11 protein-coding genes, 1 tRNA gene and 3 pseudogenes are annotated in these 12,130 nt (G+C 70.9%); 4 read left to right on the forward strand and 11 right to left on the reverse strand.

Going from position 1 to position 12,130, the window contains the following annotated elements:
* Window positions 1-38 precede the first annotated feature (38 nt).
* On the forward strand, window positions 39-677 hold the full coding sequence (locus DEJ15_RS02220) for an anthranilate synthase component II (protein WP_110825763.1): 639 nt from the start codon (window positions 39-41) through the stop codon (window positions 675-677).
* Window positions 678-690: 13 nt separating this feature from the next.
* On the opposite strand, the gene DEJ15_RS17445 is transcribed toward DEJ15_RS02220, so the two are convergent.
* From DEJ15_RS17445 to DEJ15_RS02260, 10 genes and pseudogenes are all read right to left on the reverse strand, one after another.
* Entirely contained in the window at window positions 691-1,371 is a 681-nt protein-coding gene (locus DEJ15_RS17445; protein WP_349814924.1) for a PASTA domain-containing protein, read from the reverse strand.
* Window positions 1,372-1,849: 478 nt separating this feature from the next.
* Window positions 1,850-2,431, reverse strand: a pseudogene (locus tag DEJ15_RS17450) (protein kinase domain-containing protein); the annotation flags it as partial.
* 20 nt (window positions 2,432-2,451) lie between these two features.
* Window positions 2,452-3,777 (reverse strand): serine/threonine-protein kinase, encoded by a 1,326-nt coding sequence (locus DEJ15_RS17455; protein WP_349814925.1) that lies wholly within the window; start codon window positions 3,775-3,777, stop codon window positions 2,452-2,454.
* Window positions 3,660-4,394 (reverse strand): serine/threonine-protein kinase, encoded by a 735-nt coding sequence (locus tag DEJ15_RS02235; RefSeq protein ID WP_349814783.1) that lies wholly within the window; start codon window positions 4,392-4,394, stop codon window positions 3,660-3,662. The genes DEJ15_RS17455 and DEJ15_RS02235 overlap by 118 nt, the downstream gene beginning before the upstream one ends.
* A pseudogene (locus DEJ15_RS02240) lies at window positions 4,391-5,846 on the reverse strand (peptidoglycan D,D-transpeptidase FtsI family protein). Before DEJ15_RS02240 ends, DEJ15_RS02235 begins: the two are co-directional and overlap by 4 nt.
* Window positions 5,843-7,282 carry an FtsW/RodA/SpoVE family cell cycle protein gene (locus DEJ15_RS02245; protein ID WP_110825759.1) on the reverse strand — a complete coding sequence of 480 codons (1,440 nt, stop codon included), beginning with the start codon at window positions 7,280-7,282 and terminating at the stop codon, window positions 5,843-5,845. Before DEJ15_RS02245 ends, DEJ15_RS02240 begins: the two are co-directional and overlap by 4 nt.
* Complete coding sequence (locus DEJ15_RS17460) at window positions 7,279-7,548, reverse strand: hypothetical protein (RefSeq protein WP_349814784.1); 270 nt, start codon at window positions 7,546-7,548, stop codon at window positions 7,279-7,281. Before DEJ15_RS17460 ends, DEJ15_RS02245 begins: the two co-directional genes overlap by 4 nt.
* On the reverse strand, window positions 7,481-8,611 hold the full coding sequence (locus DEJ15_RS02250; protein ID WP_349814785.1) for a Stp1/IreP family PP2C-type Ser/Thr phosphatase: 1,131 nt from the start codon (window positions 8,609-8,611) through the stop codon (window positions 7,481-7,483). Before DEJ15_RS02250 ends, DEJ15_RS17460 begins: the two co-directional genes overlap by 68 nt.
* 42 nt (window positions 8,612-8,653) lie before the next feature.
* Window positions 8,654-9,218 (reverse strand): annotated as a pseudogene (locus DEJ15_RS02255) (FHA domain-containing protein FhaB/FipA).
* Window positions 9,215-9,895 (reverse strand): FHA domain-containing protein, encoded by a 681-nt coding sequence (locus DEJ15_RS02260; protein ID WP_110825816.1) that lies wholly within the window; start codon window positions 9,893-9,895, stop codon window positions 9,215-9,217. The pseudogene DEJ15_RS02255 and the gene DEJ15_RS02260 overlap by 4 nt, the downstream one beginning before the upstream one ends.
* A gap of 85 nt (window positions 9,896-9,980) precedes the next feature.
* On the opposite strand from DEJ15_RS02260, the gene DEJ15_RS02265 reads away from it, so the two are divergent.
* Window positions 9,981-10,069, forward strand: a tRNA-Leu gene (locus tag DEJ15_RS02265).
* Window positions 10,070-10,178: 109 nt separating this feature from the next.
* Here the strand turns inward: DEJ15_RS02265 and DEJ15_RS02270 are convergent.
* On the reverse strand, window positions 10,179-10,895 hold the full coding sequence (locus DEJ15_RS02270; protein ID WP_284175533.1) for an SDR family NAD(P)-dependent oxidoreductase: 717 nt from the start codon (window positions 10,893-10,895) through the stop codon (window positions 10,179-10,181).
* A 220-nt stretch (window positions 10,896-11,115) separates the two neighbouring features.
* On the opposite strand from DEJ15_RS02270, the gene DEJ15_RS02275 reads away from it, so the two are divergent.
* The gene (locus DEJ15_RS02275) at window positions 11,116-11,466 is read left to right on the forward strand and encodes a hypothetical protein (protein WP_284175534.1); all 351 of its coding nucleotides are present in this window, start codon (window positions 11,116-11,118) and stop codon (window positions 11,464-11,466) included.
* Entirely contained in the window at window positions 11,456-12,127 is a 672-nt protein-coding gene (locus DEJ15_RS02280) for a zinc metalloprotease (RefSeq protein WP_284175535.1), read from the forward strand. Before DEJ15_RS02275 ends, DEJ15_RS02280 begins: the two co-directional genes overlap by 11 nt.
* Window positions 12,128-12,130 lie beyond the last annotated feature (3 nt).

A 12,130-nucleotide genomic window follows, 5' to 3' on the forward strand; every position in this document is an offset into this window, starting at 1 on the left:
AGGCTGCTCACATCCCCCACGAGTACGGTGAACGGCCCATGACCAAGATCCTCGTCGTCGACAACTACGACAGCTTCGTGTACACCCTCAACGGCTACGTCCAGCAGCTCGGTGCCGACACCGACGTGGTGCGCAACGACGCCTTCCCGGAGGACGAGATCGCGGACCGGATCGCCGAGTACGACGGCGTCCTGCTGTCGCCCGGCCCTGGCACCCCGGCGGACGCGGGCGTCTCGATCCCGACCGTCCGTGCGGCCATCGCCGCCGACAAGCCCCTGCTCGGCGTGTGCCTCGGGCACCAGGCCATCGCGGAGGCGCTCGGAGCGACCGTCACCCACGCCGAGGAGCTCATGCACGGCAAGACCTCGCAGGTGGACCACGACGACAGCGTGCTGTTCTCGGGTGTCCCGCACCCCTTCACCGCGACTCGGTACCACTCGCTGGCCATCGTCGACGGCACCGTCCCGGACGAGTTGACCGTGACGGCACGGACCGCCGGCGGCGTCATCATGGGCGTGCAGCACCGCGGCGCCCCGGTGTACGGCGTGCAGTTCCACCCGGAGTCGGTGCTCACCGAGGGCGGCTACCGCATGGTGGGCAACTGGCTCGAGACGACCGGCCTCGGCGGCGCAGCGGAGCGTGCAGCCGGGCTCGGACCGCTCATCACGGGCCGCTAGTCAGACCGGGCGGTCAGTCGTCCCCGTCGTCGTCGCCCTGGAACCCGGCGCCGTTCCCACCGTCGTCCCCGCCCGACGGTGCCGCGGGTACGTCCGGCCGACGGGTGGGCTGGACGGACGCCGCGCAGTACGTCAGGACGACCGTGCTGCCCTGTGGGACGTCGCCGCGCGGGACGCTCTGCTGCGTGACGGTGTTGCCCGCGCAGACGTTCGTGGGCGACCCCTGCACCGTGAGGCCGAGGCCGCGCAGGGTCGAGTCGGCCGTGGTGAACGGCTGCTGGGTCACGTCGGGGAGCTGGACCTTGCCGTTCGACACGACCAGGTCGATGACCGAGCCCTTCGGGAGCGTGCCGCCGGAAGCCGGGTCCGTGCTCATGACGGTGCCTTCGGGGATCGTGGCCGAGTAGTCGGAGGTGACGGCACCGACCACGAACCCGGCGTCCTCGAGCTGCTCCGTCGCGGCGTCCTGCGCGGCCGAGCCGACGTCCGGGACGGTGACCTCCTCGGGGCCGGTCGAGTACACGACGCGGACCTCCTGCTTGCGGGCGACCGACGTCCCCGATCCGGGCTCCGACCGGATGACGTCGTTCTTGGGGACGTCGTCGGAGGACTCCCCGACACCCACCGGTGTCAACCCGCGCGTGAGGAGTCGTTGGCGCGCGTCCTTGTAGGTCTGCCCGGCGACGGACGGCACCTTGATCGAGGAGCTGACCGGGGGGCTTGCCCGGCTCGAGGTTCACGACGAAGTACGCGACCGCTGCGATGACGGCGATCGTCAGGAGGATGCCGAGCCAGATCCACGCCACCGGCGGGCGGTTCTGGGTGCGCTGGGGCGGCCGTTCCTGCGTCTCGTCGAGCTCACGGAACGCCACGTCGGCGGTGGCCGCCGCTCGCGGGTTGACCCCGAACAGCAGGGAGGCGTCGTCGGCCGCGGCCGCGGCGAGCTTCTTCGACGAGGTGGGCACGTGACCAGCGGCCGCCTGCTGCAGGTCGCGACGGAACTCCGCCGCGTTCTGGAAGCGTCGGGTGCGGTCCTTCACGAGGGCGTGCAGTGTGACGGCATCGAGCGCCGGTGACACGGTGGTCGTGATGGTCGACGGCGCGACCGGCTGCTCGCTGACGTGCTGGTACGCGACCGCGACCGGTGAGGCCCCGAGGAACGGCGGCCGGCCGGTCAGGAGCTCGAACAGCACGATGCCGGTCGAGTAGAGGTCCGTCCGGGCGTCGACGAGCTCGCCGCGCGCTTGTTCCGGTGAGAAGTACGACGCGGTGCCGAGGATCGACGTGGTCTGCGCCACCGTGGCCGACGTGTCCGTGATGGCGCGGGCGATGCCGAAGTCCATCACCTTCACCTGGCCGGAGTGCGTGATCATCACGTTCGCGGGCTTGATGTCCCGGTGGACGACGCCGGCCCGGTGCGAGAACTCGAGGGCGGTCAGGATGCCCTCGACGATGCGGGCCGCTTCCTCCTGCACGACCGGACCCTCGGCCACGATCTCGCTGAGCGGACGCCCCTCGACGAACTCCATGACGATGAAGGGGACCTGCACCTCCGAGCCCGTGGACTCGCGGACGGTCTCCTCGCCGGCGTCGTAGACGCGGACGATGGTCGGGTGCGCCATGCGGGCAGCCGCCTGGGCCTCCTGCCGGAACCGCGTGCGGAAGGCCGGGTCGTTGGCCAGGCTCGGCTTGAGCAGCTTCACGGCGACCCGCCGACCCAGTCGAGTGTCGGTCCCGACGTGGACGGTGGCCATGCCCCCCTCGACCGATGACCTCACCGATCTCGTAGCGGTTGGCGAGGAGCGTGATCCCCGCGGTCACACCTTCTGGCACGTACTCCTCCGAATGTCCGTCCGGGCAAGTGTACGGCAGGGGTTTCTGGTGAGACCCTGGCCGGCGGCCTCCCGGAGTCAACCGTTACCGGAACGTGGCGAGGCCCCGACACGGATCGTGTCGGGGCCTCGGAACGGCTCTTCCGTCGCGTCAGTCCTGCGGCGTCGCCGTCGGCGTCGGCGCGTCGGTCGGCTCCTGCGGCTGCACCCACGTGGCCGTCGCCGGGTCCGAGCTGCTGGACGCGGCGAGGTTGCCACAGGTGACCGTGTACGACAGCGTCACGTCGTTGCCGGGCTGGTCGGCCTGGATGTCGACGGACGTCTCCGACGTGTCGCCGCTCGTCGCGCCGGACCCGTCCTTGCCGCCCGAGACCGTCCAGGAGTACTTCGAGACGGTGTACCCGGTCGGGCAGGTCGCGGTGGACCAGCTGAACGTCACGGCGCCGGTGGCCGAGACAGCGCCCGCGCTCGGCGTGTTCGGCTTGTTGACCGACGGCGGTGCGGTGTACTCCCGCAGGGTCACGAGCGCGCCCTCGGCGAGGCTCCCGGTGGGGCTGATCGACTGCACGGTGTTCGCCTGCTCGGCGGCGGCGGCCGGGTCGCCGTCCTGCACCTGCACGTCGAAGCCGAGCCCCTGGAGCTCCGAGCGGACCTCGGCGGTCGGACGTCCGACGTAGTCGCCGGGGTTGATCGTCGTCCGCACCACGGTCGGCTGGGGTGCCGTGGTCGGTTCCTGGCTGGGTGTCCTCGTCCGGCTGGGCGCCGATGACGGGGCCGGGTCGGGATCGGGACCGGCGTCCTGGTCCCGGTTCGCGAACACGACACCGCCGATGACGAGTGCCGCGACGACCACGGCCGCGATGACCCACCAGATCCAGGCGCGGCTCTTCCGCTCGTCGTCCTCGTCCTCCGGCCCGACGGGCGTCCGAGGGGCGCCGCCGACCACGGGGGGCGTTCGGCTGGGTGCCGATCAGGGCCGTGGCGTCGTCGTTCCCGGCGGGTGGGTTGAAGGCGACGGTCCCGGCGCCGGCGAGGGCGGGCACGGCCACGGTCGCCGCGGCGACGTCACCGCGACGGAGGGCCTGGGCGGCGCGCGCGAGGTTCGCGGCCGTGGCCGGACGGTCGGCGGGCTTCTTCGCGATGCAGGACATCACGAGTGCCGCCACCGGCTCCGGGACCGTGCCCGGGAGCGCCGGCGGCTGCTCGTTGATGTGCGCCATCGCGATCGCGACCTGCGACTCGCCCGTGAAGGGTCGGCGTCCGGCCAGGCACTCGTACGCGACGATGCCGAGGGAGTAGATGTCCGTCGAGGGGGGGAGGCGGGGTGACCGCTCGCCTGCTCGGGCGAGAGGTACTGGACCGTGCCCATGACCTGGCCCGTGGCCGTCAGCGGGACCTGGTCCGCGATGCGGGCGATCCCGAAGTCGGTGATCTTCACGCGGCCGTCCGGGGTGATGAGCAGGTTCCCCGGCTTGATGTCGCGGTGCACCAGTCCGACCGCGTGCGCGGCCTGCAGCGCGTTCGCCGTCTGCGCGACGATGTCGAGGACCTTGTCCACCGGGAGGGTGTGCTCCCGCTCGATCATCGTGGAGAGCGCCTCGCCCGGGACGAGCTCCATCACGAGGTAGGCGCTGCCGTCCTCCTCGCCGTAGTCGAAGACGTTGGCGATGCCCTCGTGGTTGACGAGTGCGGCGTGCCGGGCCTCCGCGCGGAACCGCTCGAGGAACCCGGGGTCGCCGAGGTACTCGTCCTTGAGGATCTTCAGGGCGACGGTGCGACCGATGACCAGGTCGGTCGCCTGCCACACCTCTCCCATGCCGCCGATGGCGACGCGGGACGAGAGCTGGTACCGCCCACCGAAGGTGAGTCCGCTGGTGGGTCTCATTTGTTCAGCACCGCCTCCATGACTTTCTTCGCGACGGGAGCCGCGACCGTGTTGCCGACCCCGGACTGCCCGAGCCCGCCGCCGTTCCCGACGACCACGGCGACCGCGACCTCCGGGTCCTTCGCCGGGGCGAAGCCCGTGAACCAGAGTGTGTACGGGTCACCCGTGCCGCCCTCGGCGGTGCCGGTCTTGCCCGCGACGTCGACCCCGTCGATCTTCGCATTCGTTCCCGTCCCGGCGGCGACGACGCTCTGCATCGCCTCGGTGAGGTCGGCCGCCTGGCCGGACGACAGGGGAGCGCTGAACTGCTGGGGGGGTGAAGGACTCGACGGTCTTCAGGTCGCTCGTCTCGATCGACTCGATGAGCGACGGCTTCATCACCCGACCACCGTTCGCGATGCCGGAGGCCACCATCGCCATCTGCAGCGGGGTCACCCGGTCGTTGGCCTGGCCGAACGCGCTGAGCATCAGCTGCGCGGTGGACTCCGGCTCCGGGTACTGGCTCGGTGTAGCTGAGGTCGGGATGTCGATGACGTCGCCGAACCCGTAGGCGTCGGCGGTCTTCTTGATCGTGTCGTACCCGAGCTTCTGACCGAGTTCCGCGAAGGGGATGTTGCACGAGTACTGGATCGCGACGCGCAGCTTCACCTCGTCGCCACCACCACAGCTGCCGCCCTCGGCGTTGTTGATCCGCGAGCTCGTGCCCGGGAGCGTCAGGGTCGACGGGTTCGGCAGCGTCGAGTCGAGGGTGAAGTCCCCGCTCGCCAGGGCGGCCGAGGCCACGACGAGCTTGAAGACCGACCCGGGGGTGTACAGGTCACCGGCGATCGCACGGTTCTGCAGCGGCTTGGACGCGTCGGCCTCGAGTGCCTGGTACCGCGCGATCACCTCGTCGGTGTCGTGCGACGTCAGCGTGTTCGGGTCGTACCCGGGCTTCGACACCATCGCGAGGATCTTGCCGGTCTTCGGCTGGATCGCGACGACCGCGCCGGTGTTCGCGCCGAGGGCGTCGTACGCGGCCCGCTGCACGTCCGGGTCGATCGTCAGGTTGACGTTGTCGCCCCGGACGTCCTGGCCGGTCAGGATCGCGTTGAGGTTCTGGAAGAAGGACTCGTCGGAGTTGCCCGACAGGACGGCGTTCTCGGCGCTCTCGATGCCGGTGTTGCCCTGGCCGATCGTGAAGTGCCCGGTGACGGCGGAGTAGAGCTCGCCGTCGGTGTACTCGCGCTGGTACTGGTACTGGTCGTCGACCGCGGTGGACTGCGCGATGGGCTTGCCGTCGACCAGGATCGCACCACGCCTGGTCGAGTAACTGTCCAGGATGGTTCGAGAGTTCCTGGAGTCCGCGCGGAGCGAGTCCGCCGAGAAGAACTGGATCGACGTCGTCGACACGAACAGGGCCACGAACATGAGCACGATCACGGTCGAGACGCCGCGGAGTTGGCGGTTCATCGGCGCTCCTTCCTGGGTCGGCGGCGGCCGGTGTCGCCCCGCTCGGCGACCGCACCCTGCTGGATGCGCTGCTCGGCGGGGATGGAGTCAGTCAGCCGCAGCAGCATCGCCGCGATGATCCAGTTCGCCACGAGGGACGAACCACCGGCCGCCATGAACGGCGTCGTGAGGCCGGTGACCGGGATGATCCGGGTGATGCCGCCGACGACCACGAAGACCTGCAGGGCGATCGTGAACCCGAAGCCGATCCCGAGCAGCTTGCCGAAGTCGTCCTGCGCCATGAAGCCGACGCGGATGCCGCGGGAGACGAGGACCACGAAGAGCCCGAGGATCGCGAAGACCCCGATGAGCCCGAGCTCCTCGCCGAGGGAGGCGATGATGTAGTCGGCGTTGGCGACCGGCGTGATGTACGGGCGGCCCTGGCCGAGGCCGGTGCCCGTGATGCCGCCGTTCGCGAAGCCGAAGAGCCCCTGCACGAGCTGGTAGCTGCCCTGGGTCTGCCGCAGGAAGATCTGCTGGTCGAACGGGTCGAGCCACTGCTCGAACCGGCCCTGCACGTACACGAGGGCGCTCGCCGCTGCGAGGGCACCGCCGATGAACAGCCCGAGCCCGATGACGACCCAGCCGAGGCGCGCCGTCGCGACGTAGATCATCACGAGGAACAGGCCGAAGTAGAGCAGCGCCGTGCCGAGGTCGCGCTGGAACACCAGCACGCTCATGGCGGCGCCCCAGACGATGAGGATCGGGCCGAGGTCACGGGCCCGCGGGAAGGTCATCCCGAGGAACTTCTTGCCGACGATCGACAGGCTGTCCCGCGCGGTCACCAGGTAACCGGCGAAGAACAGGGCCATCGTGATCTTCGCGAGCTCGCCGGGCTGGAACGAGAACGGTCCGATCTGGATCCAGACGCGGGCCCCGCCGATGTTCGTCCCGATCCCGGGCAGCATCGGCAGCAGGAGCAGCGCGATGGTGAGCAGCATGAAAATGTAGCGGTAGCGCTGCAGGAACCGGTGGTTCCGGACGAGCAGCAGCGTCGCGATGGCGAGCACCATGGCGAGCAGGGTCCAGACGATCTGCTTGACACCGATCGCGTCCCACCCGGTGTCGCCGTTGTGGATGTCGATCCGGTAGATCTCGGCGATCCCGATGCCGTTGAGCACGAGCGCGACCGGCAGGACGAAGGGGTCGGCGTTCTTCGCGACGACCCGGAGCACGACGTGCATCACGAGGGCGAGCCCGAGGATCGCCGCACCGGTCCACAACACCGACGTGTCGAAGACCCTGCCCTTCGTGCCGAGCTGCACCAGGACCATCGCGCCGGCGCAGATGCCGCACGCGATGACGAGCAGCACGAGTTCGAGGTTCCGGGCGCGCGCGGGCTCGCGGAGCTTGATCGTGATCGCCTGGGTCAGCGACGGTGCGGTCGTGGCGCTCATCGTGCGCTCCTGGACGGGGAGGGGGACGGCGACGGGCTACGCGTCGACGACGGGCCGGGCGAAGGTGAGGACGACGGACGGTCGCCGGAGCCGCCGGTGCCGCTCTGGTCCTGGCCGGTCTCGGCCGCCGTGCGCAGTCGCTCGACGATCTCGCGGGCGTCGTCGAGGGACGTCGCGTTGATCGTGGAGCGGACGTTGTCACGCGTGAAGTCGGGGAGTTCGGCGATCGCGATGTCGGTGTCCTCGTAGACCTCGGACAGGGACACCGGCCCGATGGTCTGCTGGACGCCCTTGTAGATCGCGACCGAGCCGCCGTCGGTGCCCACGTAGTAGTGGTCCTGCACGATGCGGTAGCCGATGAACACCGCTCCGACGAGGACCAGGACCGCCACGACGAGCGCGACCGACCACGAGATGCGACGGCGGATGCGGCGACGACGGTCCTCGGCGATGAGCTCGGCGAAGTACTGGTCCGACTCGGGCTCGAAGTGCGAGTCCTCCGGGGCGGTGGAGACCTTGAGCGGGTGCAGCAGGATCGTGGGGGAGGCGGATCGGCTTCCGGCCGGTGGGCGCCTCGAACGTCAGCGGGGCCGCGGCGGACCCGACGGTGGTGGCCGCGTCGTCGTCCTCGCCGGGCTCGGAGTCGGTGACGTCGAGCACGACGACGGTGACGTTGTCGGGCGCGCCGTGGTCGAGCGTCTCCTTGACGAGGCGCTGCGTCACCTGGTTCGCGTCCATCGAGGACGCGAGGGCGTGCCGGATGCGCTCCTCGGCCAGGTACGAGGACAGGCCGTCGGAACAGAGCAGCCAGCGGTCGCCGGGGCGGATGTCCATGACCGCCGTGTCGACCTCGGGCGCCGCGTCGACGTCGCCGAGGACGCGCATCAGCACGGAGCGCCGAGGGTGCACGGCGGCTTCCTCGGGCGTGATCCGACCGCTGTCGACGAGCCGCTGCACGAAGGTGTGGTCGGACGTGATCTGCTGCAGTTCGCCGTCGCGCCAGCGGTAGATCCGTGAGTCGCCGATGTGCGCGATCGCGAGCTGGTCGCCGACGCGGATCATGGCGCTCACCGTGGTGCCCATGCCGGTGAGCTCCTGGTGCTCGAACACGGTCTCGGTGATGAGCTGGTTCGCGGCGATCAGGGCGGACTGCAGGGCGAACTCGGCGTCGTGCGCGGAGGTGAACTCGCGGTCGACCTCGCGGATGCGACGGATCGCGATCGCCGATGCCACGTCACCGCCGGCGTGCCCGCCCATGCCGTCGGCCACCGCGAACAGGTGCTGCCCGGCGTAACCGGAGTCCTGGTTGTTCGCGCGGATGCGCCCCACGTGGGACACAGCGGCGCTCAGCGTGCGAGCCGGCATCCGGGCCTACCGCCGCAGCTCGAACGTCGTCGTCCCGATGGTGATCGGGGTGCGTTCCGCGACGGTGGTGGGGGGCAGTGACCTTCTGTCCGTTGACGAAGGTGCCGTTGGTCGACCCGAGGTCGGTGAGGACCCATGCCCCGCCCTGCAGGTCGAGCCGGGCGTGGTTGGTCGACGTGTAGTCGTCCCGGATCACGACGTTGCTCTCGCTCGAGCGGCCGATCGTGATCGGACCGCCGCCGAGCGGCATCTCCATGCCCTCGCGTGCGCCCTCGGTGATGACGAGGCGGGTGGCGACCGACGCGGCGGGGGCGACCGGGCCTCCTGTCTGACCGATCAGCTCGGTGAACGCGCTGGCGGAGGAGCTGTTCCGGGCGGCGGCAGCACCGGTCCCGGCGGGCACCGGCGGCGTGGTCGGCCCGGAGGGGCCGGCCTTCGGGTCGGTGGGGATCGCGCGCACACGCTGGCCGAAGAGATCGCTCCGGAGCGCGAAGACGATCACGAAGACGAACAGCCACAGCACAGCGAGGAACGCGAAGCGCAGCACGAGCAGGGTCAGGCCTGTGGTCATCGCGCACCTCCGTCGTTCTCCGGGATCACCCGGAACACCATACGGGTACGACCGATCTCGATGGTGGAGTCCGGCTCGAGGATCGCCTGCTGGAAGCGTTCGCCGTTCAGCTTCGACCCGTTCGTCGAGCCGAGGTCGTTGACCTGCGCGTGCTTGCCGTCCCACAGCACCTCGACGTGCTTCCGGCTGGTCCCGGTGTCGGCGACCGTGATGTCGGCGTCCGTGCCGCGCCCGATGACCGTGCGTCCGCGGTGCAGTCGGTGCCGCTGGGAGCCGATGTCCAGGACGGCCACCCACGCGACGTCGCGCTGCACGGTGGTGGAGTCGATCTCGAGGATCCCCGTCGACAGCGTGCCGTCCTGCTGGAGGCGGATCGTCACCGGACCGGAGAACGAGTAGTTCTGTGCAACGGCGTGCTGCTGCACCCGCTGCGTGAGCTCGTCGATCAGGGGACGTCCGACGTCGTTCATGCGCGTGTGGTCCGGCGGAGCCAGGCGCACCGTGAACTCGTTCGGCACGAGGATGCGCTCGCGCGAGACGACGGCCGCCTTGGTGTCGAGCTCGCGTCGGAGGGCCGCAGCGATCTCGACCGGCTGCACACCGGAGCGGAAGGTCTTGGCGAATGCACCGTTGACGGCGCGCTCCAACCCTCGCTCGAAGTTGTCCAGTAGGCCCATGGTCTCCACGTTCTCGGTCGCTGACCACTGCATGGTAGTGGTTGGCTCCGGGGGCCGTCTGTGCGTGGTAGTGTTCTCGTCGCTGGCGCGAGTGGCGGAATTGGTAGACGCGCACGGTTCAGGTCCGTGTGCTGGAAACGGCGTGGGGGGTTCAAGTCCCCCCCTCGCGCACCAGGGCTCTCCGGTGGAGAGCAGCACGACGAAGGCCCCGGTCGGGAGACCGGGGCCTTCGTCGTGCCCGCCAGCCCCGTCCGGCCGGTCGCTCAGCCTCGTCAGGCCGGCTTCAGCGCGCAGCAGGGTCCCGGGGCGCGCGAGCCCTGGTCAGACCGTGGCGCTCCCGAGGACACGGTGCGCCACGGAGATCGACTCCCCCGGAGACGACCGACAGCGGGGACGACAGGAAGGCGACGAGGTCCGCGATCTGCTGCGGGCTGGACGCACCACCGGCACCCGGCCGGACCTCCGCGCTCGGGGTGTCGGTGACCGCGCCTGGGTTGACGACGTTCACCGTGACGCCGGTGCCGGCGAGCTCGTCGGCCAGGTTCTTCGCGATGACGTTCGTCGCGGCGTTCCGGAGCGAGGTCGTGATGTTGCCGGTCAGGTAGGCGTTCTGTCCGCTGACGACGACGACCCGGCCGAAGCCCGCGGCCCGCTGCAGGGGCAGGACGGCGTTCGCGACGCGGAGGAAGCCGAGGGCCTTGCCGTCGATCGCGGACGCCACCTGGTCGGGGTCCGAGCGTCGCTCCGGGTCGAGGGTGCCGGCGGCCGGTGCCGCCGTCACGACGAGGACGTCGATGCGGCCGTGCTGCTCGAGCACCGTGGCGACGGCGGTGTCGACGGAGGTCTGGTCCGTGGTGTCCACCGTCACGCCGTCCGTTGTGGTGCGCGAGGCGACGACCACCGTCGCACCTTCACGACGGAGACGGTCGGCGACGGCTGAGCCGATGTACCCGGCGCCGCCGACGACGAGGGCGACCCGGTCCTGCAGTTGGAGGTCCACGAGCGTGACGCTACGCCGCGGTGCCCGCGGACGGACGGGAGGCCGGTACGGACGGGAGGCCCGGCCGCGTCCGACCGCCGCCGCACGTCCGTCCTGCGGATGCGCGGACGGTGCCGTCGTCCCCCCGCAGGGGTGGTTGACCTGGTTCGTGCCCGTTCCGCACACTGTCGGGGTCGCGGGTGTCGATCAGGGGTGCCGGCGCGGGACGAGGGGCAGCAGCATGCGTCGGACGACGACGGCCGCGATCGTGGCCACACTGGCGATCACCATGACCGGGTTCGCCGCGGTACCGGCCAGTGCGGCGGGTGCGGCGGCGGTGTGTTCCGGCGCGACGCTGTCGACGGCCGACCTGGCGACCGGGTGCACGGTCGACCCGGGCACCACGCTCGCGCTGCCGGACGGCCGGACGGTGGTCGTCCCCGCGCCGGGCACGACCCTGACCGTCGCCCCGGTGGTCGTCGCGGGCGCCGAGGACCCCGGCGACCTGGTCGTCGCGAACGCGGGCGCCGCCGGCGTCGCGGTGCGGACCGAGGGGGGCCTGGTCGGGTTCGCCGGCCGCCGTGACCCGTGAACGCGCGGCACTGCAGCGTCGGGTGCTGGGCGCGACGGTGGCCGCGCCGGGTGCGGTGACCACGGGTGCGGGTGCCACGGCGAGCTGTGGCAGCACTGCGTACTCGCTCACCGGGCACCATTGGGCTGGGGCGATCGAGTGGCGGTACAACCCCGCGAACGCGAAGGCGTCGAACGTGTCGGCGCTCCGGGCTGGTGCCGACGCGTGGACGGGGTCGATCACCTCGTGCGGGCGGACCGTGACCTCGACGGCGGCCGAGCAGTACCTCGGGACGGCGAAGCAGGCACCGGCGCTCACGGACCAGGGTGGCTGCGGTGCGGCGAACCGCTACAGCGTCACCGGGTGGGGCGCGCTCCCGACCGGCACCCTCGGCGTCACCTGCGTCTGGTCCCGGTCCGGTGTCGCGGTCGAGATGGACCAGCGGTACTCGACCCGGTACCTCTGGGCCTCCACCGCGACCTGCTCCGGCAACCGGTACGACTTCCGCGGTGTCGCCACCCACGAGTGGGGGCACGCGTACGGCCTGGGGCACGTGGACCAGGCGACCGGCCAGGTCATGAAGTCGTCGGCGACGACGTGCGACGTCGCACAGCGCACCCTCGGCGCGGGGGACGCGCGGGGGGATCTCCACGCTGTACTGACCGCTGCCCCGGCCGCGTGATCT

The sequence above is a fragment of the Curtobacterium sp. MCJR17_043 genome (genome assembly GCF_003224315.2).
In the GTDB taxonomy this organism is placed as follows: Bacteria; Actinomycetota; Actinomycetes; order Actinomycetales; family Microbacteriaceae; genus Curtobacterium.